This window comes from Flavicella sp. IMCC45668 (assembly GCF_057219105.1).
Genome location: NZ_CM170114.1, coordinates 38,043 through 63,366, shown reverse-complemented (window position 1 = coordinate 63,366; position 25,324 = coordinate 38,043). Strand labels below are relative to the sequence as shown.

The 25,324-nt window shown below is 35.4% G+C and carries 26 protein-coding genes and 5 tRNA genes; 2 read left to right on the top strand and 29 right to left on the bottom strand.

All coding sequences use genetic code 11. From position 1 onward, the window contains the following. Positions 1-21 precede the first annotated feature (21 nt). The 18 genes from rplA to AC2DZ0_RS00260 form a co-directional block, all read right to left on the bottom strand. Positions 22-711, bottom strand: coding sequence for a 50S ribosomal protein L1 (gene rplA, locus AC2DZ0_RS00345; protein ID WP_484491045.1), 690 nt, complete (start codon positions 709-711; stop codon positions 22-24). 10 nt (positions 712-721) lie between these two features. Beyond that, the gene (gene rplK, locus AC2DZ0_RS00340) at positions 722-1,159 is read right to left on the bottom strand and encodes a 50S ribosomal protein L11 (RefSeq protein WP_484642964.1); all 438 of its coding nucleotides are present in this window, start codon (positions 1,157-1,159) and stop codon (positions 722-724) included. A gap of 63 nt (positions 1,160-1,222) precedes the next feature. Next, the gene (nusG, locus tag AC2DZ0_RS00335) at positions 1,223-1,774 is read right to left on the bottom strand and encodes a transcription termination/antitermination protein NusG (protein ID WP_484491043.1); all 552 of its coding nucleotides are present in this window, start codon (positions 1,772-1,774) and stop codon (positions 1,223-1,225) included. Positions 1,775-1,779: 5 nt separating this feature from the next. Further along, on the bottom strand, positions 1,780-1,971 hold the full coding sequence (gene secE / locus AC2DZ0_RS00330) for a preprotein translocase subunit SecE (protein ID WP_484491042.1): 192 nt from the start codon (positions 1,969-1,971) through the stop codon (positions 1,780-1,782). A 19-nt stretch (positions 1,972-1,990) separates the two neighbouring features. Then, positions 1,991-2,063, bottom strand: a tRNA-Trp gene (locus AC2DZ0_RS00325). Between the two features lie 57 nt (positions 2,064-2,120). Continuing rightward, the gene (gene tuf, locus AC2DZ0_RS00320) at positions 2,121-3,305 is read right to left on the bottom strand and encodes an elongation factor Tu (protein ID WP_484642963.1); all 1,185 of its coding nucleotides are present in this window, start codon (positions 3,303-3,305) and stop codon (positions 2,121-2,123) included. Between the two features lie 63 nt (positions 3,306-3,368). Then, a tRNA-Thr gene (locus AC2DZ0_RS00315) sits at positions 3,369-3,440 on the bottom strand. Between the two features lie 15 nt (positions 3,441-3,455). After that, positions 3,456-3,528 (bottom strand) — tRNA-Gly (locus AC2DZ0_RS00310). A 46-nt stretch (positions 3,529-3,574) separates the two neighbouring features. Next, positions 3,575-3,655, bottom strand: a tRNA-Tyr gene (locus AC2DZ0_RS00305). Between the two features lie 87 nt (positions 3,656-3,742). Next, positions 3,743-3,816: transfer RNA gene (locus tag AC2DZ0_RS00300), tRNA-Thr, on the bottom strand. Between the two features lie 99 nt (positions 3,817-3,915). Beyond that, on the bottom strand, positions 3,916-4,221 hold the full coding sequence (gene hpf / locus AC2DZ0_RS00295) for a ribosome hibernation-promoting factor, HPF/YfiA family (protein WP_484491040.1): 306 nt from the start codon (positions 4,219-4,221) through the stop codon (positions 3,916-3,918). Positions 4,222-4,227: 6 nt separating this feature from the next. Then, positions 4,228-5,106 carry a tyrosine-type recombinase/integrase gene (locus AC2DZ0_RS00290; RefSeq protein WP_484642961.1) on the bottom strand — a complete coding sequence of 293 codons (879 nt, stop codon included), beginning with the start codon at positions 5,104-5,106 and terminating at the stop codon, positions 4,228-4,230. A 101-nt stretch (positions 5,107-5,207) separates the two neighbouring features. Then, on the bottom strand, positions 5,208-5,405 hold the full coding sequence (gene rpsU, locus AC2DZ0_RS00285; protein ID WP_300321031.1) for a 30S ribosomal protein S21: 198 nt from the start codon (positions 5,403-5,405) through the stop codon (positions 5,208-5,210). Positions 5,406-5,528: 123 nt separating this feature from the next. Further along, the gene (locus tag AC2DZ0_RS00280) at positions 5,529-6,671 is read right to left on the bottom strand and encodes an acyl-CoA dehydrogenase family protein (RefSeq protein WP_484642959.1); all 1,143 of its coding nucleotides are present in this window, start codon (positions 6,669-6,671) and stop codon (positions 5,529-5,531) included. 55 nt (positions 6,672-6,726) lie between these two features. Continuing rightward, complete coding sequence (locus tag AC2DZ0_RS00275; protein ID WP_484642957.1) at positions 6,727-7,581, bottom strand: helix-hairpin-helix domain-containing protein; 855 nt, start codon at positions 7,579-7,581, stop codon at positions 6,727-6,729. Positions 7,582-7,588: 7 nt separating this feature from the next. After that, positions 7,589-9,187 carry an alanine/glycine:cation symporter family protein gene (locus AC2DZ0_RS00270; RefSeq protein WP_484491036.1) on the bottom strand — a complete coding sequence of 533 codons (1,599 nt, stop codon included), beginning with the start codon at positions 9,185-9,187 and terminating at the stop codon, positions 7,589-7,591. Between the two features lie 102 nt (positions 9,188-9,289). Next, the gene (locus AC2DZ0_RS00265; protein WP_484491035.1) at positions 9,290-10,279 is read right to left on the bottom strand and encodes a potassium channel family protein; all 990 of its coding nucleotides are present in this window, start codon (positions 10,277-10,279) and stop codon (positions 9,290-9,292) included. Positions 10,280-10,299: 20 nt separating this feature from the next. Continuing rightward, positions 10,300-10,527, bottom strand: a complete 228-nt coding sequence (locus AC2DZ0_RS00260) for a PspC domain-containing protein (protein WP_484491034.1) — start codon at positions 10,525-10,527, stop codon at positions 10,300-10,302. A 158-nt stretch (positions 10,528-10,685) separates the two neighbouring features. On the opposite strand from AC2DZ0_RS00260, the gene pyrF reads away from it, so the two are divergent. Then, entirely contained in the window at positions 10,686-11,507 is an 822-nt protein-coding gene (pyrF, locus tag AC2DZ0_RS00255) for an orotidine-5'-phosphate decarboxylase (RefSeq protein ID WP_484642955.1), read from the top strand. Positions 11,508-11,585: 78 nt separating this feature from the next. On the opposite strand, the gene AC2DZ0_RS00250 is transcribed toward pyrF, so the two are convergent. From AC2DZ0_RS00250 to AC2DZ0_RS00225, 6 genes are all read right to left on the bottom strand, one after another. Then, positions 11,586-12,746: a DUF1214 domain-containing protein gene (locus AC2DZ0_RS00250; RefSeq protein ID WP_484642954.1), complete on the bottom strand. Its 1,161-nt coding sequence runs from the start codon at positions 12,744-12,746 to the stop codon at positions 11,586-11,588. A gap of 231 nt (positions 12,747-12,977) precedes the next feature. Then, positions 12,978-14,012 carry a DUF1254 domain-containing protein gene (locus AC2DZ0_RS00245; protein WP_484642952.1) on the bottom strand — a complete coding sequence of 345 codons (1,035 nt, stop codon included), beginning with the start codon at positions 14,010-14,012 and terminating at the stop codon, positions 12,978-12,980. A 148-nt stretch (positions 14,013-14,160) separates the two neighbouring features. After that, complete coding sequence (locus AC2DZ0_RS00240) at positions 14,161-15,792, bottom strand: ABC-F family ATP-binding cassette domain-containing protein (protein WP_484491030.1); 1,632 nt, start codon at positions 15,790-15,792, stop codon at positions 14,161-14,163. 68 nt (positions 15,793-15,860) lie between these two features. Continuing rightward, the gene (locus tag AC2DZ0_RS00235; protein WP_484642951.1) at positions 15,861-16,400 is read right to left on the bottom strand and encodes a DUF2867 domain-containing protein; all 540 of its coding nucleotides are present in this window, start codon (positions 16,398-16,400) and stop codon (positions 15,861-15,863) included. A 120-nt stretch (positions 16,401-16,520) separates the two neighbouring features. Then, positions 16,521-17,984: a catalase gene (locus AC2DZ0_RS00230; protein ID WP_484491028.1), complete on the bottom strand. Its 1,464-nt coding sequence runs from the start codon at positions 17,982-17,984 to the stop codon at positions 16,521-16,523. Positions 17,985-18,114: 130 nt separating this feature from the next. Further along, positions 18,115-18,465 (bottom strand): VOC family protein, encoded by a 351-nt coding sequence (locus AC2DZ0_RS00225; RefSeq protein WP_484642950.1) that lies wholly within the window; start codon positions 18,463-18,465, stop codon positions 18,115-18,117. 276 nt (positions 18,466-18,741) lie between these two features. Between AC2DZ0_RS00225 and AC2DZ0_RS00220 the strand changes: the two genes are divergently transcribed. Further along, positions 18,742-20,037, top strand: coding sequence for a phosphatidylserine decarboxylase (locus tag AC2DZ0_RS00220; RefSeq protein ID WP_484642948.1), 1,296 nt, complete (start codon positions 18,742-18,744; stop codon positions 20,035-20,037). Positions 20,038-20,098: 61 nt separating this feature from the next. Here AC2DZ0_RS00220 and AC2DZ0_RS00215 read toward each other — a convergent pair whose 3' ends face one another. The 5 genes from AC2DZ0_RS00215 to AC2DZ0_RS00195 all read right to left on the bottom strand — a co-directional run bounded on the left by AC2DZ0_RS00215 (position 20,099) and on the right by AC2DZ0_RS00195 (position 25,072). Continuing rightward, entirely contained in the window at positions 20,099-20,464 is a 366-nt protein-coding gene (locus tag AC2DZ0_RS00215; RefSeq protein WP_484642947.1) for a VF530 family protein, read from the bottom strand. A 48-nt stretch (positions 20,465-20,512) separates the two neighbouring features. Next, positions 20,513-21,283 carry a cyclase family protein gene (locus tag AC2DZ0_RS00210; RefSeq protein ID WP_484642946.1) on the bottom strand — a complete coding sequence of 257 codons (771 nt, stop codon included), beginning with the start codon at positions 21,281-21,283 and terminating at the stop codon, positions 20,513-20,515. Between the two features lie 743 nt (positions 21,284-22,026). Then, on the bottom strand, positions 22,027-22,863 hold the full coding sequence (locus AC2DZ0_RS00205) for a sulfite exporter TauE/SafE family protein (RefSeq protein WP_484642945.1): 837 nt from the start codon (positions 22,861-22,863) through the stop codon (positions 22,027-22,029). A 106-nt stretch (positions 22,864-22,969) separates the two neighbouring features. Further along, on the bottom strand, positions 22,970-23,998 hold the full coding sequence (locus tag AC2DZ0_RS00200) for a methionine synthase (protein ID WP_484491019.1): 1,029 nt from the start codon (positions 23,996-23,998) through the stop codon (positions 22,970-22,972). Between the two features lie 27 nt (positions 23,999-24,025). Beyond that, a complete protein-coding gene (locus AC2DZ0_RS00195) occupies positions 24,026-25,072 on the bottom strand; it encodes a DUF1852 domain-containing protein (RefSeq protein WP_484642943.1) in 1,047 nt (348 codons plus the stop codon). Between the last annotated feature and the right edge of the window lie 252 nt (positions 25,073-25,324).

The following is a 25,324-nucleotide window of genomic DNA, read 5'->3' as shown; positions in this document are numbered from 1 at the left end:
AATTTACGATTTAACTTCCTATTAATTTGATTTAATATCTAATGCTAATCCAGTACTCATTGTACTAGACATGTAAGAACTTTTAATGTAAGTTCCTTTTGCAGCAACAGGTTTCATCTTAATAAGCGTCTGAATTAATTCATTTGCGTTATCAGCAATTTTCTCAGCATCGAAAGATACTTTTCCAATTGCAGCGTGTACGATTCCAGTTTTATCAACTTTAAAGTCAATTTTACCAGCTTTTACTTCAGTAACAGCTTTTGCTACATCCATAGTTACCGTACCTGTTTTAGGGTTTGGCATTAATCCTCTAGGTCCTAATACACGTCCTAATGGTCCTAATTTACCCATAACGCTTGGCATCGTGATAATTACATCAACATCTGTCCAACCACCTTTTATTTTTTGTAAGTACTCATCTAATCCAACATAATCAGCTCCAGCTTCTTTTGCTTCTGCCTCTTTATCTGGAGTAACCAATGCAAGTACTTTAACATCTTTACCTGTACCATGTGGTAAAGTAACAACTCCACGAACCATTTGATTAGCTTTTCTAGGATCAACTCCTAAACGTACTGCTAAATCTACTGATGCGTCAAAGTTTACTGTTGTAATCTCCTTTACTAATGCAGCTGCTTCTGATACAGAATATACTTTAGAACTGTCTACCTTAGCTTGAGCTTCTTTTTGCTTTTTTGTTAATTTTGCCATTTCTTAAAGTTTATTGTGGAGCATCTCCTTTCATAGTAATTCCCATAGAACGAGCAGTACCAGCAATCATCTTCATTCCAGACTCAATCGTAAATGCATTTAAATCTGCCATTTTGTCTTCTGCAATTGCTTTTGCTTGATCCCAAGTGATGCTTGCAACCTTACTACGGTTCGGCTCACCTGATCCTTTCTTAACTTTCGCTGCTTCTAAAATTTGAACAGCTGCTGGAGGAGTTTTGATAACAAAATCAAAAGATTTATCCTGGTATACAGTAATTGCAACAGGTAAAACTTTTCCTTGTTTATCTTGAGTTCTAGCATTAAATTGCTTACAGAACTCCATGATATTTACTCCGGCAGCACCTAAAGCAGGACCCACTGGTGGAGACGGGTTAGCCGCTCCCCCACGTACTTGTAATTTTACTACTTTACTTACTTCTTTTGCCATTTTCTAATTATTTATTTACATATAGTGGAAGCCATGTGTAACAGATAATATTTTTTATTACAATTAAGAGATTTTATCTACTTGCATGTAACTTAACTCTAACGGTGTTTTTCTTCCAAAAATCTTCACCATTACTTCTAGTTTTCTTTTCTCTTCATTAACGTTTTCAATGATACCATCAAAACCGTTGAAAGGTCCATCAACCACTTTTACAGTTTCACCAACTGTATAAGGAATTGCCACGTTTTCGTTCTGAACAGCAAGTTCATCAACTCTACCTAACATCCTATTGATTTCACTTTTTCTTAATGGAACTGGTTCACCACCTTTAGTTTCTCCTAAGAAACCTATAACACCCGTTACAGATTTTATAACGTGAGGAACTTCACCACTTAAATTAGCCTCCACCATAATATATCCCGGAAAATAAATTCTTTCTTTATTTATCTTCTTTCCATTACGGATTTGGATTACTTTTTCAGTTGGAACTAATACTTGTTCTACAAAATCAGAAAGTCCTAATCTAGAAATCTCTGTTTCTATATAAGACTTTACTTTATTCTCTTGTCCTCCAATAGCTCTAACTACGTACCACTTTTTAACAGAATCAGCCATTAGTCTTAATTAAACATGTTAAAAAATTTATCCAAACCATTTTGAAATACTGAATCCACTGCAAACACTGCCAATGCAAATATTATAGTAAATACCGCCACTACAACAGTAGATTTTTGAGCTTCAGCTTTTGGCAACCAAGTCATATTGGTATTCAATTCTTCAAATGATTCTTTGATATAATTTATAACACTCATTCTATTATTTTTTTTATTGCACGGGCGGAGAGACTCGAACTCACGACACCTGGTTTTGGAGACCAGTGCTCTACCAACTGAGCTACGCCCGTAAAAACGGAGTGTCCTACACAAAGTAAAACACTCCGAATATTCTTATTTTGTAATTCTTACAAGATTTCAGTTACCTGACCTGCACCTACTGTTCTACCTCCTTCACGGATTGCAAAACGTAAACCAACATTCATTGCAATTGGCTGGTGTAAATCAACAGTAATTGTCAAGTTATCTCCTGGCATTACCATTTCAACTCCATCAGGCAAGTTAATTGTTCCTGTTACATCAGTTGTACGTACGTAGAACTGTGGACGGTAGTTGTTATGGAATGGAGTATGACGTCCACCTTCTTCTTTTTTCAATACATACACCTCAGCTTTAAACTTAGCGTGTGGAGTTACAGAACCTGGCTTACAGATTACCATTCCTCTTTTGATATCTTCTTTAGCAATACCTCTCAATAAGATACCTGCATTATCTCCAGCCTCACCTCTATCTAAGATTTGACGGAACATTTCAATACCAGTAATTGTAGAAGTTAACTTCTCAGCACCCATACCAATGATATCAACAGCATCTCCAGTATTAGCGATTCCAGTTTCGATACGTCCAGTTGCTACTGTACCACGACCTGTAATAGAGAATACATCCTCGATAGGCATTAAGAAATCTTTATCAACTTCTCTTAATGGCTCTTGAATCCACTCGTCACAAGCTGCCATTAATTCTAAAATCTTCTCAGACCATTTAGCATCACCATTCAATCCACCTAATGCAGATCCAGCGATTACCGGTCCATTATCACCATCATAGTCATAGAAAGAAAGTAATTCTCTTACCTCCATTTCAACTAACTCTAATAACTCTTCATCATCAACTAAATCCACTTTGTTCATGAAAACAACAATTCTAGGAATCCCTACTTGTTTTCCTAACAAGATGTGCTCTCTAGTTTGTGGCATTGGTCCATCAGTTGCAGCTACAACTAAAATCGCACCATCCATTTGAGCAGCACCAGTAACCATGTTCTTTACGTAATCCGCGTGACCAGGACAGTCAACGTGAGCGTAGTGACGATTAGCAGTTTGATACTCAACGTGAGATGTGTTAATTGTAATACCTCTTTCTTTTTCTTCCGGAGCATTATCAATTTGATCGAAATCTTTCACTTCTGAAAGTCCAGCAGCAGCTAATACAGTTGTAATAGCAGCAGTTAATGTAGTTTTACCGTGATCTACGTGCCCAATAGTACCAATGTTCAAATGTGGTTTCGAGCGGTCAAAAGTTTCCTTAGCCATGATTATTAATTTTAATTCTTAGTTTATATACTTATTTTATTATACTCTTATTTTTTTTCTTTGAGCCAATGACGGGAATTGAACCCGTGACCTCTTCCTTACCAAGGAAACGCTCTACCTCTGAGCTACACCGGCCAAGATTTGACTTAGAGCGAAAGACCGGGTTCGAACCGGCGACATTCAGCTTGGAAGGCTGACGCTCTACCAACTGAGCTACTTTCGCATTCTAATCATCAAATTCCCTTTTAACATTTCTGCTAAAATCATTGTGGTGAGAGTAGGATTCGAACCTACGAAGCTTGCGCAGCAGATTTACAGTCTGCCCTCGTTGGCCACTTGAGTATCTCACCATTATTCAAAGAACAAAGTTTTCAAATTCTCATTTCAAAACTCCAATTTGTTTTTTTGCATTTCACTGTAAGTTAAACTTACTTTAGAGCCGATGGAGGGACTCGAACCCACGACCTGCTGATTACAAATCAGCTGCTCTAGCCAGCTGAGCTACATCGGCATTCCTGCACAAAAAAACAGTCCATTATTTCTAACGGACTGCAAATGTATAAAGTTTTTTTCATCACAACAAACTTTTTGCTGTAATTTTTATTTTTTTTTAATGTTGTAATTCCCTTTCCTTTTCTTTCGATTTCTTCAACTGGCGCTTCATTGTATCCGCAGCAGCAGAAGCTCCCTCTTCAAAAGTTTTCGTCTCTTTTTTCACAATCAACTCACTTCCAGGGATGTTAATTTTTACTTCGGTGATTTTATTCTCTTTTTCGCTCGTTTTTTGAACTTTTAGAAACACTTCAACATCAATTATTTTATCGTGATACTTCTCAAGTCCCATTACCTTCTTTTCTACGAAATCAACTAACTTTTTATCTGCGTTGAAGTTTACAGACTGTACAAATACTTTCATGTAATATTATTTTTTACTCCTAGGGTGAGCTTGGTTATACACTTCCTTTAAATAATCTAAGCTGGTGTGAGTATAGATTTGAGTTGAGGCTAAACTGGAATGCCCTAGTAACTCCTTAACCGAATTCAAATCTGCCCCCTCGTTTAACATATGCGTCGCAAAAGAGTGACGAATCACATGAGGACTTTTCTTTACCTTCGTAGATTCCCTACTAAAGTATAATTTTATTATCCTATAAACAAGCGTTCCATATAATTTATTTCCCTTATTTGAGACTAAAAGATACTCGGTCGGGCCGAATTCCTCTTCCTTTATTTTAAGGTATAACTTAAGAGTCTCCTTAACCGATTGAAGCAAGGGAACATAACGTTCTTTATTCCGCTTTCCGAGCACTTTTAAGGTGTCATTATGAAAATCCACCGAATCCCCCTTTAAACCAATCAACTCCTCTCTTCTCATTCCTGTCGAATACAACAACTCTACCAAGAGCTTATCTCTTAGTCCTGGAAAACTTTCAAAATCCATTCCATCAATCACAGCGGCAACTTCATTTTGAGAAAACGGAACCTGTAATCGTTGAGCTACTTTTAGAGCTTTATGACTCGCTAAGGGATTGATTTGGATTTCTTCAATCCTTTGTAAGTATTTATAAAAGCTATTCAAAGAACTTACCTTTCGGTTTACTGTCCTATTTGACAAGCCTGAATTGACTAAGGCAACAATCCATGAACGGATCTCACCATAGCTAACGTTAGAAATATCACCATCATCAATGTTGGCCTTATTATAAGTTTGAAAAGACTCTAAATCCTTTCTATAAGCATTCACCGTGTGCTGAGAATATTTTTTCTCCAAACTTATATATTCAATAAACCTTTCTATCATGCCTAACATTTAACGCTATCAAACAAAACTACGAAATATAAGACCATAAAAAAACCTGCTTCATAAAATGAAACAGGTTTTATATTTTTTATACTCTTAGATTAACTTAACTCTTCGTTTGTTCTTAATCTTTGGATGTATTTCGCTTTGATGTTTTGTTTACGGTTTGCCACAGATGGCTTCGTGAACTGCTGACGCTCTCTCAATTGTCTCATCGTTTTCGTGCGATCGAATTTTCTCTTAAAACGTTTTAGCGCTCTATCGATATTTTCTCCTTCTTTTATAGGTATAATTAACATAGGGTATCACCTCCTCTCATCGTACTCTCTTTAATATGTTTAAATTGAAACAAACTTATTTCAATTGTAGTTTACTTTTTCGGATTGCAAAAATACAATTTATTTCCGATTGACAACCTTTTTTTACTCTTTTAATATATTTCTTGAGATAACCACCTTTTGAATTTCGGTTGTTCCCTCACCTATCGTACACAATTTAGAGTCTCTGTAAAATTTCTCCACCGGAAAATCTTTCGTATAGCCATAACCTCCATGCACTTGAACAGCTTCATTCGCAACCTTCACACAAGTTTCTGATGCATACATCTTAGCCATTGCACCAATCTTGGTCATAGGCTTTTTATGATTCTTAAGATATGCGGCTTTATGAATTAATAACTCCGAAGCTTCAATCTCTGTAGCCATATCCGCTAATTTGAATGAAACTCCTTGAAATGAAGAAATCGGCTTCCCAAACTGCACACGTTCTTTAGAATATTTCAAGGCTGCCTCATAGGCACCTTTAGCAATACCGACAGACAAAGCCCCAATAGAAATTCTTCCTCCATCTAAAACCTTCATAGACTGAATAAATCCTTCTCCTATTTCACCTAAAATATTCTCTTTCGGTACACGACAGTTGTCAAAGATAAGCTCTGCAGTTTCAGAGGCACGCATTCCTAGTTTATTTTCCTTTTTCCCAGAACTAAAACCTGGTGTTCCTTTTTCAATAACAAAAGCCGTCATTCCATGAGAATCCCCTTTTTCACCAGTTCTTACTATTACTACGGCAATGTCTCCGCTAATAGCATGGGTAATAAAGTTTTTGGCTCCATTTAACACATAATAATCTCCATCTTCTACAGCAGTAGTACTCATACCTCCTGCATCAGAACCTGTATTATGCTCTGTTAACCCCCAAGCTCCTATACTTTTGCCAGAAGCTAGCTTTGGTAGCCATTTATTTTTTTGCGCTTCGTTACCAAATTGTAGAATATGCCCGGTACACAAAGAGTTATGTGCAGCTACAGACAAACCAATAGAACCATCCACTTTTGAAATTTCTTCCAAAATTGAAATGTATTCATGATATCCTAATCCCGATCCTCCATACTCTTCAGGTACTAAAATCCCCATAAATCCCATTTCCCCGATCTTCTTGAATAAATCAATTGGAAAAATTTGACTTTCATCCCATTCCATTACAAATGGTTTGATATGCTGTTGGGCAAAATCCCTTACGGATTCGGCAATCATCTTTTGTGTTTCTGTATATTCGAAATTCATGAAGAATACTTTGTTTAATCTTTTGCTTAAATTATTAAACAAAAATACGACCTATTTATTCAGCTCGCAAATATAATGCTATTCTATGATATTTTTCAATGGGAAAACCTGGTATTTTTTTTATTTCTTCCAAGTTATTCACCTCTCCCACAGAATCTCTGTACCTACATAATAGTTTTGTTGTAGCATAATCCACATACACATTGCCCAAAATTTCTTTAAAAGAGGCTGTGTTTATATTTATTTTTTCCTGAACAGGGATTAAAAACACCTTGTAATACTTGTTCAACTCAAATATTACTTTAGCATCCAAACCATAAACTTCATGCAATTGATCCATATAAGAAAACCCATGCAAAAGGGTTCTATACTTTATAATACGTGTCGATAACTTATCCCCGATTCCATAAATCAACTGAAGCTCTTGCTTTGTAGCCTTATTAATATCTTTTTTTACAATATGTACATTCCCATTGACCTTACTAGTTTTTTTATTTTTAGGTTGGTTTTTAAAAGGAAATGTAAAGTAAGCCGACCAAATTTCTAACAAACTATCAGAAACTTTAGTGACTTCCTGAAATTCCTTTATCGAGTATATCCATTTATTTTGATTTCTAAAAGAATGTAGCCTATCTATTTCTTGGATGGACATACCTAATTCATAACCTTTTTCATCTGTTATAAAATTAGGATTGAATCTATATATCTTTTGGGTTTTCCCCTTTACCGCTTTCAAAGAGTCTATCTTTTTAGACAGAACAATAAATTCATCGCTATCAACCGTAAAATTTTCTGTTTTATTAGAAACTAAAAAATAAACCACTTGCACACACACCAACAACAACATAAAACAAAAAACCCCATTTCGTTGTCTTTTGTTATAAACGAAATGGGGTCTTAGTTTTCTCATAGAAGTTTTAACTTTTTATTGCCTTCAAATATCTTTTTAGTTCATCTTTTACTTTAGGTGCTAAAATTAGTAGTCCTAAAACATTTGGGAATACCATCGCAAAAATCATAGAATCCGAAAATTCTACCACAGAGTTCAAACTAGAAGAAGCTCCAATTACAATCACAAATAAAAACAATGCCTTGTAAGTAAAATCAGCAACACGTCCTTTTCCAAATAAATATTTCCATCCTTGGATACCATAATAAGACCACGACAACATTGTTGAAAAAGCAAATAGTATTACTGCTATAGTTAAGATAATAGAAAAATTCGGAATTGCCGAATCAAAAGCAACAGATGTCAGATCTACCCCACCAACTTTTGCTCCGCTACTATTTAAGATCACATTGCTTCCATCTAAATTACCATAAGTAAATAAATTACTTTTGATATTTGTTACCACTATCACTAGAGCTGTCATAGTACAGATAATCACAGTATCTACAAAAGGTCCAATAGAAGCAACAATTCCCTCACTCGCTGGAAACCTCGTTTTTACTGCAGCGTGGGCAATCGATGCAGATCCAACTCCAGCTTCATTTGAAAAGGCAGCTCTTCTAAATCCTTGTATCATCACTCCTATCACTCCACCAATCACAGCATCATTTCCAAAAGCACTTGTCCAAATATCACTTATACCTTGAGGCACTACATCAAAATTCATAACAATAATCACGATTGCTGCACCTATATAAAGAATTCCCATAAAAGGAACTATTTTCTCTGTTACCTGACCAATTCTTTTGATCCCACCAATAATCACAATTCCAACTAGAACTGCCATTGCCAAACCAAACCAAAAACCATTTTCTACTCCAAATAAAACTTGAAGCTGATTTGCTGCTTGATTGGATTGAAACATATTCCCTCCTCCGAAAGAACCACCAACAACAAAAACCGCATATATAACAGCTAGCACTTTTCCTAGCCCAACCATGTTTCTTTCTTTCAGACCCTTTTTTAAATAATACATAGGTCCTCCATAGATCTTTCCATCCTCTCCAACTTCACGATATTTAACCCCTAAAGTAGCCTCTACCAACTTAGTAGACATCCCTAAAAACCCAGCTAAAATCATCCATAAGGTTGCACCCGGTCCACCAATTGCAATCGCCACAGCAACACCCGCAATATTTCCTAGACCTACTGTTGCCGATAAAGCAGCTGTTAACGCTTGAAAATGCGTTACCTCTCCAACAACACCTTCTCTTTGCGGACTTTCTTTTACATCTCCTCCAGGAGTTGGATCTCCCGCCACAACATCAACCTCATGATGATCTACTGCATCATATTTCCCTTTTGCTGCATTGATCGCAACCTTTAATAAACGAACATTTGCAAACTTAAAATACAAGGTAAAAAACAAGGCACCTAGTAACAACACAATAAGTACGATAGGAACACTAATTCCAACAATAGAAACGGGATAAAAAACAATGGAGCCAATCCAGTCGGCAAAAGGCTTAAATTCTTCTTCAATTTTTTCATCAATTGTTAGCTCTTTCGCAAATCCGAAAAAAGGAATTATCAATACAGCTAAGCTGGTTAGTAGGTTACGCTTCATAAATGTTTTAGGTTCTTTGTTAATTTTAGGTGCAATATAGGGACTTCTTATGGAATTCAAATTTTGACTGAAGAAACAAATACTGTCTGTACAAGTGTTATTTTAAAATAAAGTTTTGATTTTAGCTATTTGGTCTGGTCTCCCTAACAAAATTAAATTGGACTTCGGCTCTAGAATCATATCCGAAGAAGGATTTATGATGTATTCACCATTTCCTGTAATAAAACCAATTACACTACAGCCTGTTGTTCTTCTTAAATCTAATTCTCTGATAGACTTGTTTAAATATTTATTTGGTAGATCTTCCACAGAAATTTCCTCAAGATTCGCATAACTCTCTCCATCCAATGAAATTCGATTCACAAATTCAACCAAATCGGGAGTTACTACCAAAGATGCCATATGGTCTCCACCAAGTTTATCTGGCATGATTACATTATCGGCACCCGCAATTTTTAATTTCTTTTGAGAAGATTCATTATTCGCTCTACTCACAATATTCATATTGCTGTTCAACTGTCTTGCAGATAGCACTACATATAAATTATCTGCATCTGAAGGTAACGCCGTAATCAAATTTTCAGCATTTCTAACCCCAGCTTCTAACAATGAATCATCATCTGTAGCATCTCCTTCAATAAAAAGCAATCCTTCTTCTTCTATTTCTCTTAAAAGCTCAGGAGATTTTTCTATAACGACACAAGACTTTTTAAAATTATTCAATTTTGAAACTGCCTGTCTACCATTTCTCCCATAACCACATACGATGGTATGATTTTCAAGTGCATTTATTTTTTTCAACATTTTATTCTTTTTAAGTTCTTCCATCAAAGTACTGTTAGACAAAAATTCCGAAACTACTGTCACCACATAACCATAAATACTAATACTTGTAAGAATCAAAAATATGGTAAATAGTTTGCCTTCTTCGGTTAATGGATTCACTTCACTAAACCCGACCGTGGTAATTGTAATGATAGTCATATACAAACCATCCACAAAAGAAAAGTCAAACAAATAAGTATACCCTAAGACACCTATAAAAATAGCACTTAAAAAAAGGACTACGGCTTTGTAAATTTTAGACGACAAATAGCAATATTTTAAGTTGTTTATAAATCGAACACAGAAGTTCTTTTAGTATACACCATATCCTTTAATTTTAGGAAAAAAGCGAAGATCAAATAAAGTGCAAAAGAAATCCCAAACGTCACAAAGGAAAGATAGATAAACAATAACCGAATGTTTTTCACACCAATCCCTAAACGTTCCGAAAAACGTGTTGAAACATCGAAACCATGTCTCTCAAAATAATGACGAATCTGATGAATCACTTTCATAGCCTATTTATTCTAATTTAACGCAAGATAGCAAAACCTGTGCAAAATTTCAATCTAACCAAACCTTTCTATTAAATTTAATCCTTAAAAAGCTTTGCACTTAAAAACTTTCACAAAAGCATTGAAAAGTATATTTTTGCGTTTCAAAATATAGGGCAATGACAAAACAACAACTTATAGAACAAATCCAACTTAAAAAATCTTTTTTATGTATTGGTTTAGATGTAGATATCAACAAAATCCCAAAGCATTTATTGGATACGGAAGATCCTATTTTTGAATTCAACAAACAAATAATTGATGCTACACATCATTTAGCTGTTGCCTACAAACCAAATACTGCATTTTACGAATGTTATGGTTTAGAAGGATGGAAATCTTTAGAAAAAACAATTGCATATATCAACACGAATCACCCTGAAATATTCACCATTGCAGATGCTAAGCGTGGAGATATTGGAAATACTTCAACGATGTATGCCAAAGCATTTTTTGAAAATTTAAATTTTGATTCAGTTACTGTTGCCCCATATATGGGTAGCGATTCTGTAGAACCTTTTTTAGCTTTTAAAGATAAGTTTACCATTATGCTTGCCTTAACCTCCAACAAAGGAGGATTGGATTTTCAGGCACAGCAGGTTGCTGAGGATGAAAAACTATACCAAAATGTATTGAAGCAATCTTTGACGTGGGACAATAATGAGCAGTTAATGTATGTTGTTGGAGCAACAAAAGCGGAGTATTTTAAAGGAATTCGAGAAATTGTACCAAATCACTTTTTACTCGTGCCGGGTGTAGGTGCTCAAGGAGGAAATTTACAAGATGTTTGTAAATACGGTTTGAATAAAGATTGTGGCTTATTGATCAATTCTTCAAGAGGAATTATTTATGCCGGTCAAGGAGAAGATTTTGCAGCTATTGCCAAAGAAAAAGCAATAGAACTTCAGATTGAAATGGAAGCTATTTTGAATAATATGTAAATAGATTTCAAAAACAATTCTACATAAAAAAAAAGCGACACACGGTGTCGCTTTTTTTATGTAGAAAAATGATTTTTGTTACTCTTTCGTTAACTCTTTCATCATAAACATAGGATTTAATCTATTAGGAACGGCATTTTTATTATTCGCTCTTAGCACCTGATCCGTAACTCCATAATAACGTAATGTAAAAGTAAAATCTTGTCCTTTAGTGTCAATATTATTTTTAGCTTCCTCTCCACAATTAAAAGATATCGTAATCGTATTGTCACTATTTACTTCCCATGAATTACTATTGATATTTTTTACATCTTTATCTTCAAACAAATAACGATTTGCATCATACACGGTAATGGAAGAAAAATACACCGATTCTGGGTTCATAAATGTTGTACTGTAACTTTTTTTGCCATCGTACATTTTTGAATTGCTATACAAATTAGACTCGTTCACTATCGGAGATGCACCACCCCAACCAAGTGCACATTCTAAATTCCATTGATGACGATCTATAACATCTTTTTCATTCCTTGGAAAAGTATAGTAAAATGCCTTTCCTACGACTTCGCTACGCAATTCATTTGTTTTAGCATCTACTGCAGCAAAATCATAATTAGGAACTTTATAATCTCCTGAAACCAATCCCCATGTGGTTAGCTTATTTTGATTTTCTTTCGCTACCTCAATTCCTTTCTCAAGTCCACTTCTAAAGATCAAAAAGGCATGTGTAGTTCCATCTGTTGTATCTACAGCAAGGGTATGTCTACCTTTGGTAACAATATAATGTTGGCCATGACCATATTGATCCACAACTTGTACCGAAGTATAGACTAATACATCATCCGGTATTTCAAAAGAGATTTTACCGTTGACTACTTTGGTAATTGCCACAGAATACAAACAATCATGATTCATCTGTACCGTAGGCGCTTTCGAACCCCTCGGAGCCATAATACGCAAATGAACAATCCCTTCATTCGCCCCTTTTGCCATCCAGTTTCGATAATTTTTAGCGGTTTCCGCATGTGCATAATTTTCATCAGTAATTTGGAGCAGCTCCCCTTCCATAAACTCTGCTTTACCTCCTGCTTTTTGATATTCAATAGCGCTTTCAATTATTTTCGATTCAACAATAGGCGATGGATTTGTATCTTTTTTTACTGATTTTTGAGCATCCTTACATGAACTTATAACACCTGCCAAGAGCAATGCCATTAAAACTAATTTACCATTTTTCATAATTATTGTTTTAAACAGTTTATATTTTTAGAAATTTATAGACTTCGATTTGTACATCAAAGAAAGCACTAAATTAAATGCAATTCTTTTTGATTTTTTATGAAACAGACCAATTGCGTTCTAAAAATAACATTTTATTTAGATCAAACACCTATCTGTGTTGAAAAAGACAAGTATTTAAAGTTTACAAAAAAAGCGACACTGAGTATCGCTTTTTTTATTCAATATGAATTATTTAATTTTTTTAATAAATTTTGTTGGATCATATCCCTCAACAGCATCACTTACATTTTTACTTGGTCCATAGTGACGTAACAATACGTTAAATTTCCCCGTTGTATTCCCTTCTCTAATAGGTATATTATTTGGCTGCCCATCACAACCAAACCTCAAAGTAATGGTTCCGTCTTTATTTATGATTGGATTCATTTCACTTGAAATATTTGCAACATCGTTAAACATTCTACCATCACCATTGTAAACGGTAGCTGACCAAAAATAAACATCTTTTGGATCTTTAAACGTAACTTCATATCCTCCATTGGCATCCATATAGGCACTTGTCTGATAAATATTATCTTCAACCATGGCTCCACCCCAGCCTCCAGCAGCACCAACATAATTCATATAAGAAGTCTGTCCACTCTCTTTGTTACCAAATGCTTTCGATTGATCATATCCATCAGAAAAATCAATATTACCAGCTTTGTCCACTGCCTGAAAAGATTTCATATCCCATTTTTTTACTTTAAACGGCTTGCTACTTCCTGCTTCAATTTTCAATCCATCTCGAATCTCTCCTTCTAAAGCTCTTACAATCACAAAAGCATGATCTGTTTTGGCACTAATCTTATGTCTACCTGAACCGTAAATCATCGGTTGTGTCTCATGATTTTCATCTACAATTTGCAGTGTGACATATTCCTTTGTTTTTGGTATGGTAACATATACCTCATCACTTGACATATCAATTACCGAAACCGAGTAGGGTGTATCTCTATTCATACGAACCACAAACTGCTCCTCTGGAATACTACTAGGAACCGGCATGGTAAAAAACTTGTTAACTCCCCCTGTTTTCTTTAATACGGCAGCCAATCTTAAATTGGTATAAGCTTGCGGAAAATTATCTTGAGTAACTATAATGCCGGATTCCGAATTCGTTGTCTCTTGAGATGTTGATGCTTTTCCTTGTTTTGTTTCTTTACATGAGCTCATCGTAAGAAGCACCAATGCTAAGATCAATATTGATTTTATTGTTTTCATAAATGTATTTTTTATGTGATACTGACCCATCAGTATCGCAACGTTTGGTACAGCAAAGGAAAAACTTCCCTATGGTAATTATTCTTTTTATAGCGTCAACAGGATAAATTAAGAACTAAAATAGTTGCTTTTATTCTTGAAACGTCAATTACAAATCTATTTGCTTTAAGGTTTCAATTTTATTACGCTCTAAAAAGGCATCAATGGTTTCAAAATGCTCTATTACTCGCTTCTCTTTAAACTCGAACACTTTTTGCGAAAGACCTGTTAAAAAATCACGGTCGTGAGATACTAAAATTAAGGTTCCATCAAAATTTAACAACGCTTCCTTTAACACATCTTTCGATTTGATATCCAAATGATTGGTAGGCTCATCCAAAATCAAAACATTTACAGGTTCTAATAATAATTTCACCATTGCCAATCTTGTTTTTTCACCTCCAGAAAGCATTCCTACTTTTTTATCTATGGCATCCCCTGAAAACATAAAGCGGCCTAATATATTTTTTATCTGAGTTCTAACATCTCCCTTCGCCACTTGATCAACCGTTTGAAAAACAGTCAATTGTTCATCCAATAAAGCGGCTTGATTTTGCGCAAAATATCCCACTTTAGCATTATGTCCAAGTTCGCATGTTCCTTCAAACTCAATCTCTCCCATGATTGCTTTGATCATGGTAGATTTACCTTCTCCATTCCTTCCAACAAAAGAAACTTTTTCTCCTCTAGAAATAGACATATTGGCATCTTTAAACACCACATGTTCTCCGTACGACTTTGACAAACTTTCTGCCTGAACCGGATAATCACCCGATCTTGGTGCTGGTGGAAACTTTAAAGCCAAAGCTGAATTATCTACCTCATCTACTTCAATAATTTGCAATTTTTCTAACATACGTTCTCTATCTCTCACTTGATTCGTTTTAGAGAACGTTCCTTTAAACTTATCGATAAATGCTTTTGTATCTGCTATAAATTTTTGCTGTTCTTTATAGGCTTTTATTTGATGCTCTCTACGCTCTTCTCTTAAGGTAAGGTAATGAGAGTAATTAGCTTTGTAATCGTAAATTCTTCCCATAGTTACCTCGATAGTCCTATTTGTTATCGTATCGATAAATGCCTTATCGTGAGAAATAACAACTACTGCTTTTGCTTTATTTAATAAAAAATCCTCTAACCATATTACAGATTCAATATCTACGTGATTGGTAGGCTCATCTAATAAAATTAAGTCTGGCTTTTGCAAAAGTATCTTAGCCAACTCGATACGCATACGCCAACCTCCACTAAATTCATTAGTCTGACGTGTAAAATCTTCTCGTTTAAACCCTAAACCTCCTAAGGCTTTTTCTACCTCAGCATCATAATTTACATCTTCAAGTGCATAATATTTCTCTCCTAAATCAGATACTTTTTCGATGATTTTCATGTAATCATCAGAGTCATAATCCGTTCGAGTTTCTAACTCTTTATTCAAACGTTCCATTTCATCACGCATTTCAAAAACATGCGCAAACGCTTTTTCAGCTTCTTCAAAAACAGTACAATCATCCTCCGTTAAAAGATGCTGTGGTAAATAGGCAATAACCGCTTCTTTAGGACAGCGCACATTCCCTCTGGTTGCTTTTTGCACCCCAGCAATAATTTTCATCATGGTAGACTTACCTGCACCATTTTTACCCATAAGGGCAATTTTATCATTTTCATTTATTACAAATGAAACATCACTAAACAATGCCTCTCCACTAAACTCTACTGCGATTTGATCTACTGAAATCATATTTAAACTATTTAAGAGCTGCGAAAATAGTCAAAAGCTTTGGTTTTGTAAAGAAGGAAAAACCGGATTTATTCTTTTTCTAACTCCTTAACGATTCCTTTTAACATCACGGGAACAATGAGTTTATGAAAAGGGCGCACAGGAATAAAATAAAGACGTCCATATTTATTATGAAACACCACTGAGGTTGATAAAATTATACTTCTAGTATGAGGTTTAACTTGATCCGAATCAAGAAACAAAGAAATCCTGAAACTCAAATGACTATCATTTTCACCCAAAACCACCTCTTGATTGCTTCTTGAAAAAACCTTAAACAAGCCCAATTGCTCTCCAGGCTCACAGTTAAAAAACTCCAATTGTTTTTCTCTTTCTCTGCGGGTTCCAGAAGTTTTCAATCCAAAAAAAGCAACTATTCTATCTCTAAAGGACATCAAGCTCCCCACCCATTTTGGTGCACTTGTAAAAAAGGCTTTTCCGACTTTTTCTATGCTAACAGCACCCTTATTATCAGTAAAAACTGCTTGGAAACTATCTACATAATCATACCGTGAATTTTCCTTCGATAACAAGGAGCTTTCTGGTAATATAGTTTTCACTATTCTCATTTGCTTTTATTCGCTAAACTAAATCAAAAACGGCTAAAAATCAGACTTAAACAGTTTTTATTTCCATAAAAAAAGCCAAACTACCTCAGGTAATTTGGCTCTCAATACTTATTATTTTTTTTAGGAAAGATCTATTTTACTAATATCAAGTCCTAAGGCTTTTGCAACTCCTTGCCCATAGGCTTCATTTGCCTTGTAACAGTTCACAATATGTCTTTCTTGAATAAATTTTTCTGCACCGCCAATCTGTGCAGCTGTATTATCAAAGAGTATTTGCTGTTGCTCTGCACTCATTATTGAGAACAACTCTCCAGGCTGAGTATAATAATCTTCATCTTCTCTATGATCGTAATGAAAAGCTGCTCCACCTAATTCCATTGGTGGTTCTTTGTGTTCAGGACTTTCTGTCCATTGTCCATAGCTATTTGGTTCATAATGTATAGATCCTCCTTCGTTACCATCCACACGCATTGCACCATCTCGATGTGAATTATGAAATGGACATTTGGGCTTGTTTACCGGTATTTGATAATGATTTACCCCCAAGCGATATCTTTGGGCGTCTCCATATGAGAACAATCGCCCTTGTAACATTTTATCAGGAGAAAAGCCAATTCCAGGTACTACATTTGCAGGGTTAAATGCAGATTGCTCTACATCTGCAAAATAATTTTCCGGATTCCTATTCAATTCTAATACCCCTACATCTATCAATGGATAATCCGTATGAGGCCATACTTTGGTCAAATCAAAAGGATTGAAACGATAATCAGCAGCTTCTGCTTCAGGCATGATTTGCACCTTTAAATTCCATTTCGGGAAATCCCCTTTTTCAATTGCGTCAAATAAATCTCTTTGATGACTCTCTCTATCTTTTCCGATAATTTGCTCTGATTCAGCATCACTTAAATTCTGAATTCCTTGTGCGCATTTTAAATGAAACTTGACCCAAAAACGTTCTTGATTGTCATTGATAAAACTAAAAGTATGACTTCCATAACCATTCATATGACGATAGGTTTTTGGAATACCTCTATCACTCATGGTAATTGTAATTTGATGCAATGCCTCAGGTAAGAGTGTCCAAAAATCCCAATTATGGTTGGCACTTCTTAAATTTGTTTTAGGATCACGTTTTACCGCCTTATTTAAATCAGGAAATTTATAAGGGTCCTTTAAAAAGAATACAGGAGTATTATTTCCTACCAAATCCCAATTCCCTTCCTCTGTATAAAACTTGACTGCAAAACCACGGATATCGCGTTCTGCATCGGCAGCACCTCTTTCCCCAGCAACAGTAGAAAAACGCACAAATGTTTCGGTTTGTTTTCCTACCTCTGAAAAAATATTAGCTTTGGTGTATTTACTAATATCATGAGTTACGGTAAAAGTTCCAAAAGCTCCTGATCCTTTGGCATGCATTCTACGCTCAGGAATTACTTCTCTATCAAAATGTGCTAATTTTTCTAAAAACCAAAAATCTTCCATTAATAAAGGGCCGCGGTTCCCTGCGGTTTTTACATTCTGGTTTTCTGCAATAGGACGTCCGGATACCGAAGTCAGTTTTTTCTTTTCCTCTTTCATGATCTGATGTTTGTTTGTACGATAACAATGATAATATTGTATGCAATTATTGCCCAAGGAAGTTACAACAGATTCATGAAAACACCAAAAAGGAAACTTTATAAAAAAGACATGCTTTTATAAAATTGATTTATTTAATTTCTGTCCAAACAGCTAATTCATTTCCAGAAGGATCTAAAAACTCAAAACGCTTTCCTCCGGGAAAAGAAAATATTTCTTTTAAAATACTTCCCCCTGCATTTGACACTTTTGCTATAACTTCTTCTAAATTAGCATGTGCCAAAACAATCAAAGCTCCGTTCACTATCGGTTGGTCTGTTTTTTCAAATCCCCCCTCTATACCACTCGAAGAAAAAGCAATATAATTAGGACCATATGAGGTGAATTTCCAACCAAAAACTTCACTATAAAACTGCTCCGTTTGTTGTAGATCTTTTGCTTTGAATTCTATATAATTTATATGATTATCTTTTGGCTCCATAACGTTTTTTTTATTCTTCATTCAAATATACAAAGCCTTCTTCATTAAATTTTAAAGAGATCAACAAGAGTCGTGCTTTTTTGATGGATTCTAACGCTACCCACCTCACACTTATGCCTAAAATTTGAAGTTTTATAATGCTATTTCTAATGCTTATGGTATTGAAAAAATAGGAAGACTTTTATTTTAGAACTTTAACTTCCTGTGAAGGTTTACCGTCCGCAAAACAGCGTAAAAAATTCTACACAGTAGCTTATAATAACAAAAACAACAACCATGGAAACAACTCAATTAACCTTACAAAAACACCAACCCGTAGTAGCACAACTTAAAACTCTATTAGAAGAGAACCAGGCTATGAAAACAAGTTTAGAAACTTCACTAAAAACGGCGGTAGCTTTATCAAAGAACGGAAACTCTGAGAAACAGATTGCTCCTTTAAACCTTAGCTTATACCAAGCCATAGACAACGAACTCAATGGATTTGGTTGGCCCGAAACTATTGAAGCTTATTACGACTATCTAGATGCCTATGTTTGTATCATACCAAACGAAAGTAATGATCCTGAATATCCTAACGCTTGGAAAAGTGATGGAACAAAAAATGGATACAACCAAAAAGTCTACGATTTACTTTGTCAGTTCTATTGGTTGATCGACCAAACAGACAATGATGGCAACACCATGCAAAGTTATCCTGAATTTGCAACATGGCTGGTTAGTTTTGCAACTTCATGGGGTACTTTTTTAGATACCCCGGCCTCTTTAACACCAACCTCTTTAGCTTCTTTCAAAAATGATAAAAACGCTGCAGGAAATAGTGTTTATAATTTCCCTTTGTATGAAGACAATGAGAAAAGCTGGACTACTTTTAATGAATTTTTCTACAGAGAATTTAATCAAGCCGATCCAATCACTGGGATCTCACCTTTACGTCCGATAACTGACCCTTATAACAACCAAACAATCGTTGCACCCGCAGATTGTACTTTTAAAGCACAATATCCCATTGCAGACAACGGTGCTGTAAATGAGATAACACTGAAAGGAACTCATAGTATTGGTAATATTGACCAATTATTAGAATTTAGCAAATATGGAGAAAGCTTCTATGGTGGTACTTTTATCCACTACTTTCTAAGTCCTTTTGACTACCATCGTTTTCACACTCCCGTAAGCGGAAAAATTCTTGAAATCATCCCTGTTGAAGGAAAGGTGTATTTAAATGTAAACACCACAAAAGATGGTCAATTTGATGCACCCGATGGTGGAGAAAATGGTTATGAATTTACTCAAGCCCGCGGATTGGTAATTATGGATACAGGAACAGACCTTGGAAAAGTAGCCATCTTACCTATTGGAATGTGTCAGGTTTCTGGTGTAGATATGTACACAGACCTTCAGGGAAAAGACGTTGTAAAAGGTCAAGAATTTGGAAAGTTTAAGTTTGGAGGATCTGATATCATTATGTTATTTGAAAAATCTGGTAATGAACTGTATACTTTTCAAAACGACCCATCATTGAATCCAATTCATTTTCAATATGGTGAAGCTGCTGTTTTGGTAAAATAGGTCATCATCTATTATATTAAATAAAAACCCGGATACTATGGCTAGTCTCCGGGTTCTTTCTTTAGTTTTCTTTTTTTTCAATATCTTCTAGCATCTCTATATAAACATCTTCAACAAACTCCCTTGCCCATTGGGTTTTCCTTAAAAAACCAAGACTTGATTTCATGTTTGGATTGTATTTAAAACAACGAATATTTACTCTATCCCCTAAATACTCCCAACCATAATAAGCTACCAATCTCTCCAAAACCTGTTTCAATTTCACACCATGAAACGGATTATTTAATTGCTCTGGCGTTGCTTGTTTTCTGTTTTTTCTAGAAGGATCTGCCGCATTCAGTTCTTCATTCGTAACAGTTTTAAATACCTCCTTAGACACAGCTTCAGTCATTGGTTTGTTCTTTTCTTCTGGTGTATCAGTTGTCATAAAATATGCTGTTTTAACAATTACAATTCTTTTCCAATCACTGCTTTATCAAAGCGTTTCATCAAATAATGCTACCACCCTTGCAGGTGCGGCGGAGGCTCCTACAATTTTCAAAGGAAACACAGCAACTTTAAAACCCGAATAAGGAAGTGCATCTAAGTTTACCAACTGTTCCATATGGCAATACTCTTTGCGTTGTCCTACTAAATGTGCTTCCCAAAACAATTCTGAGTTCCCTGTTTCTTTTGCTTTTTTAATCAAATATTTTAAAGGTAAATCCCAACCCCAAGAATCTATTCCCATAACTTTGATTCCTTGGTCTATCAACCATTCCGTTGCCTCAGCACTCATTCCGGTACCTTTGTCAGGAAAATCTTTGGTACCGTTGTACATATCTCTTCCTGTTTTGATCAAAACTATCATTCCTTCTTTTAAGATTAGGTTTTCTTTTTCTAAAAACCCTTTGATATCTTCCACGGTAATCGCATCAAAATCTTCTTTGTGTTTCATATCAATAACCAATCCTTCTCCATAACACCAATCCAAAGGAATTTCATCTATTGTTTTAGCTCGCTTTCCATTTACCATCGGAGCATAATGCCAAGGAGCGTCAATATGTGTTGTAGCATGTACACCCATTTTTTGAATGGTATCATCCGCCCAACCGATAAAATTTTTAGGGAATAGTTTTTTAGGCAAACCTAAGAAACGTAATAATGCACTTGCTTTTTTATGAGCCTTGTGTTTTATTTTTACTTTCATAAACCAAGGATCGGATTTATTGTATTGGATGGGTTTTGATAGATCTATTATTTTCATTTTACAATTTGTTATTTTTTGTAAATATCTATCTTTTTTGAATATCAAATTTGACAATAACTTTTTTTTCAAAAAAATATAATTCGATAACAGGAGTTATTCATTTTTTTTGGATCATATTAAGAACGATCCTGATACTACTACTCGCTACTAATTTCCTCAGTCCATTCATAAATTCACTCGAAGTGACAGGGTTTATATTCATTTTGTCTTGACACAAAACGAATCAAAAGGTCAAGACTTCAGTTATTTTCTTAAAATTCCTAATCCCCGAATCATGACTCACTGAACTCGTCCTGCGGCCTCAAACAGCAGTTACTCAAAAAATGATTCTTGCGGTTGCAATTGCTACAGAAAATCTCTGGAGGTAAGTTAGGAAAATGTGTTTGAAAAACCTTAGTACTTTAAACTCTTGTAAGTAGTTACTAGACTATATCAGTTCCAATACTCTATTTTTATTGGGTGGTATCGAGTACAATTCTGAAACTACTTCTCGATACTAATTTCCTCAGTCCATTCATAAATTCACTCGAAGTGACAAAAAAAATAATCATATTAGATGTAGACATCGCTGAATTCTGATTCTTCTGTGTCTATTGTTGAAATCCGGACACTATCAACGCAAGAGCAGTTAATAACATCTATTAAAAAAGGATCTAGGTTCCACATGAGCGCACGGTTTGAAAAACACCAACTGTTTTTGAATTGTCTATTAGGGGTAGGTTATGGCACTCGCTGGCTTGTTATACAGAAAAAACCTCTGCATCCAATATCAATCTCACTCCTACGATCAGCAATAAAACTGCGAATGATTTTTTGAGTGTTGCTGCCGGTAATTTATGAGCCAGTTTTGCTCCGATACGCGCCGTAAAAAAACTTGCTATACTGACACATACAAATGCATACATATGTACAAAGCCTAATACTCCACTCGGTAAAGATTCTTTTACGCTGTCATCTAAAAACTGTCCGAATACAAAAAAGCCTATTGCCCCTGCACTTGCAATCGGTAACCCACAGGCTGCAGAAGTACCTACTGCATTTTGAATTTTGAGACCAAAGTTGCTCAAGATTGGCACGGTTAAAGTACCACCACCGATTCCGAAGATGGCAGAAACCACCCCAATAAATGCCCCTAAACCTGTTTGCCCTATGGGTGATGGCAATTTGCTAAAGTCATTTTCCTCAAGGCCTTTATTTTTCATAAATATCATTTTCAATCCTACCAAAAAGGCTCCTACTCCAATGATTGCTTGCAACGAATTCCCATGAATTACGGAGGCAACCCCAGCCCCCATCAAAGAACCTATTACCAAGCCCGGTGCCATACGCTTCCATACACTCCAGTTTACAGCACCTCTGCTGTTATGAGCTCTTAGTGAACTGATAGAAGTAACGATTATGGTTGCTAAAGAAGTACCAATACCAATGTGTGTTAATGCTGCATCAGGAATGCCTTGGGCCGTGAAAATGTAAATTAAAGCGGGTACAATAATCATACCACCACCAATTCCAAACAAACCAGCCAGTAACCCTGCAAAAGCACCCGCAACGAGATAGTAAAGAATAAATATATCCATAAGTAAATTAAATTTTTATTGTTTTTTATATGAGGTTCTCTTTGACGAAAGTAAGAATTTTACAAAGTGCCCGAAAAGAAAACTCTAAATTGATTGTTTCTAATAATTAGTTTGAAAGTTCTTTGCGTATGATTGCTGCTCCGGCACTCAAGGCACTTAACTTGCCTCTTGCCACCTCTCTGGTTAATGGAGCCATGCCACAGTTGGTACATGGATAAAGATTTTCTGGAGCTACAAATTCTAAGGCTTTGCGTAGTGTATTTGCCACCTCTTCTGGAGTTTCAATCACATTAGACGCAACATCAATTGCCCCTACCATTACCTTTTTACCACGTAACAATTCCATCAACTCAAAAGGTACCCTTGAGTTATGGCATTCTAATGAGACCGCATCAATCTTAGATTTTTGAATTTTTGGGAAAATCTCTTCGTATTGACGCCATTCAGAACCTAAGGTTTTTTTCCAATCGTTGTTGGCTTTAATTCCATATCCATAACAAATATGCAATGCCGTTTCACAATTTAGACCTTCTATAGCTCTTTCTAAGGTTGCCATTCCCCAATCGTTTACCTCATCAAAAAAAACATTAAAAGCAGGCTCATCAAACTGAATGATATCTACCCCAGCCTCTTGCAATTCTCTAGCTTCTTCATTGAGCGCTTTGGCAAATTCCCAAGCCAATTTTTCGCGACTTTTATAATGGTTATCATACAAGGTATCTACCATAGTCATTGGACCAGGCAATGCCCATTTTATAGGTTTATTTGTTTGTTTGCGTAAAAACTTAGCATCCTCTACAAAAACTGCTTTTTTACGTGCTACCGGCCCCACTACCATTGGCACACTTGCCTCGTAACGATCACGGATTTTTACCGTTTTACGATTTTTAAAATCTACACCACTTAAATTCTCTATAAACGTTGTTACAAAATGTTGGCGTGTTTGTTCGCCATCACTAATGATATCTACTCCTGCCAATTGTTGTTCTTGCAAGGCAATGCGCAGTGCATCTTGTTTTCCTTCGTGTAACTGATTCCCTTCTAATTTCCAAGGTGACCAAAGTTTTTCTGGCGGAGCAAGCCATTCTGGTTTTGGCAAACTTCCAACGGTTGATGTTGGTAATACTATTTTCATAATTCAAATATTTTTGATGTTTGTTGCTTAAAGCGTAACGCTAGCCGACCATTGTTCTAATAAATTTTTAAACGGCTTCATAAAATGTTTTTCGGCATATTTCCCTTGATCTATCCCCAACTGCGTACGCTCTTCTCTGTTGTAAACTATTTTTGTTAAAGAGTGATCTTGATTTTTTAGACTCGGTTTATAACACTGACCTGCTATTGCATTGGCATTGTAAATTTCTGGTCTATAAATTTTTTGGAAAGTTTCCATGGTACTAATGGTACTGATCAACTCTATATTGGTATAATCCGCTAACAAATCGCCAAAGAAATAAAATGCAAAAGGAGCCACGCTGTTATAAGGCATAAAATAGCGTACCTGTAAGCCCATTTTCTTAAAATATTGTTCTGTTAAAGATGAGGTGTTTGCTTGGTATTCAAACCCCAAAATAGGATGTTGGTTTCCGGTGCGCTGGTAGATTTTATTATCTGACACACTCAAGCAGATTACAGGCGATTTTGAAAAATAATTTTTATAGGCTGCTGACTGCACAAAATACTTAAATAAATTACCGTGCAGTTCTCCAAAATTTTCTGGGATGCTAAAATTTTCTTTCTCTTTGTTATGCTCTAAAAGTGCAACACTAAAATCATAATCACGTACATAAGAAGAAAAATTATTCCCAACAATCCCTTCTGTTTTTTTGCCCGTTTTATGATCTACAATATGGGTTTTTAAAATTTCAATTAGCGGAAACGAAGCATCATTGTTTTTTATATTTAAATCCACAGAAACAATTTCTAACTCAACCGCATAACGATCATTATTAGGATTATCCCAATTTGCCAAGGCATTGAAACGATTGTTAATCATGGCAATGGTATTGCGTAAATTTTCTTGACGACTCGCTCCTCTTGCCAAATTAGCAAAGTTGGTAGTGGTACGGGTACTATTGGAAGGAATGTAATTTTCATTAAAATCAATAGACGTAAGCGTGAAGTTAAAATCATTCTCACGAGGGGTTTCTCTATTTTCAATACTGTGTAGTTCCTTACTTTTTGATGCTTCTATTTGTATCGTTTTCATATGGCGGTGATTTGTAGTTTATTTACCTTACAAATTTTAGAATAAAAGTGTTATTAATTTTAAAAACATCAATAATCAGAAAATTTAACTATCAAACTCTTTCAAAAAGGTAATTCCTCTGTTTGAGAATTTAAAAACCCGTGAAACAGAAAATTTATCTTTAGAAAACAGCAAGAATTGAGGTTTGAGGTGGTATAGAAACCAGTAAAAAGTTAGCAAAGCGTCAAGTTTAGAAGATCCCTTCAAAAAAAA

Coding starts and splice junctions, on each gene's coding strand:
- rpsU (WP_300321031.1), bottom strand. CDS start 5,405: ATGTTAATTATACCTATAAAAGAAGGAGAAAATATCGATAGAGCGCTA.
- AC2DZ0_RS00225 (WP_484642950.1), bottom strand. CDS start 18,465: ATGGAGCCAAAAGATAATCATATAAATTATATAGAATTCAAAGCAAAA.
- AC2DZ0_RS00235 (WP_484642951.1), bottom strand. CDS start 16,400: ATGAGAATAGTGAAAACTATATTACCAGAAAGCTCCTTGTTATCGAAG.
- AC2DZ0_RS00230 (WP_484491028.1), bottom strand. CDS start 17,984: ATGAAAGAGGAAAAGAAAAAACTGACTTCGGTATCCGGACGTCCTATT.
- hpf (WP_484491040.1), bottom strand. CDS start 4,221: ATGAAAGTATTTGTACAGTCTGTAAACTTCAACGCAGATAAAAAGTTA.
- AC2DZ0_RS00260 (WP_484491034.1), bottom strand. CDS start 10,527: ATGAAAGTGATTCATCAGATTCGTCATTATTTTGAGAGACATGGTTTC.
- AC2DZ0_RS00250 (WP_484642954.1), bottom strand. CDS start 12,746: ATGAAAAATGGTAAATTAGTTTTAATGGCATTGCTCTTGGCAGGTGTT.
- AC2DZ0_RS00220 (WP_484642948.1), top strand. CDS start 18,742: ATGGAAACAACTCAATTAACCTTACAAAAACACCAACCCGTAGTAGCA.
- AC2DZ0_RS00240 (WP_484491030.1), bottom strand. CDS start 15,792: ATGATTTCAGTAGATCAAATCGCAGTAGAGTTTAGTGGAGAGGCATTG.
- AC2DZ0_RS00290 (WP_484642961.1), bottom strand. CDS start 5,106: ATGATAGAAAGGTTTATTGAATATATAAGTTTGGAGAAAAAATATTCT.
- secE (WP_484491042.1), bottom strand. CDS start 1,971: ATGAGTGTTATAAATTATATCAAAGAATCATTTGAAGAATTGAATACC.
- AC2DZ0_RS00205 (WP_484642945.1), bottom strand. CDS start 22,863: ATGGATATATTTATTCTTTACTATCTCGTTGCGGGTGCTTTTGCAGGG.
- AC2DZ0_RS00210 (WP_484642946.1), bottom strand. CDS start 21,283: ATGAAAATAATAGATCTATCAAAACCCATCCAATACAATAAATCCGAT.
- rplA (WP_484491045.1), bottom strand. CDS start 711: ATGGCAAAATTAACAAAAAAGCAAAAAGAAGCTCAAGCTAAGGTAGAC.
- AC2DZ0_RS00270 (WP_484491036.1), bottom strand. CDS start 9,187: ATGAAGCGTAACCTACTAACCAGCTTAGCTGTATTGATAATTCCTTTT.
- pyrF (WP_484642955.1), top strand. CDS start 10,686: ATGACAAAACAACAACTTATAGAACAAATCCAACTTAAAAAATCTTTT.
- rplK (WP_484642964.1), bottom strand. CDS start 1,159: ATGGCAAAAGAAGTAAGTAAAGTAGTAAAATTACAAGTACGTGGGGGA.
- AC2DZ0_RS00280 (WP_484642959.1), bottom strand. CDS start 6,671: ATGAATTTCGAATATACAGAAACACAAAAGATGATTGCCGAATCCGTA.
- tuf (WP_484642963.1), bottom strand. CDS start 3,305: ATGGCTAAGGAAACTTTTGACCGCTCGAAACCACATTTGAACATTGGT.
- AC2DZ0_RS00275 (WP_484642957.1), bottom strand. CDS start 7,581: ATGAGAAAACTAAGACCCCATTTCGTTTATAACAAAAGACAACGAAAT.
- nusG (WP_484491043.1), bottom strand. CDS start 1,774: ATGGCTGATTCTGTTAAAAAGTGGTACGTAGTTAGAGCTATTGGAGGA.
- AC2DZ0_RS00215 (WP_484642947.1), bottom strand. CDS start 20,464: ATGACAACTGATACACCAGAAGAAAAGAACAAACCAATGACTGAAGCT.
- AC2DZ0_RS00245 (WP_484642952.1), bottom strand. CDS start 14,012: ATGAAAACAATAAAATCAATATTGATCTTAGCATTGGTGCTTCTTACG.
- AC2DZ0_RS00200 (WP_484491019.1), bottom strand. CDS start 23,998: ATGAAAATAGTATTACCAACATCAACCGTTGGAAGTTTGCCAAAACCA.
- AC2DZ0_RS00195 (WP_484642943.1), bottom strand. CDS start 25,072: ATGAAAACGATACAAATAGAAGCATCAAAAAGTAAGGAACTACACAGT.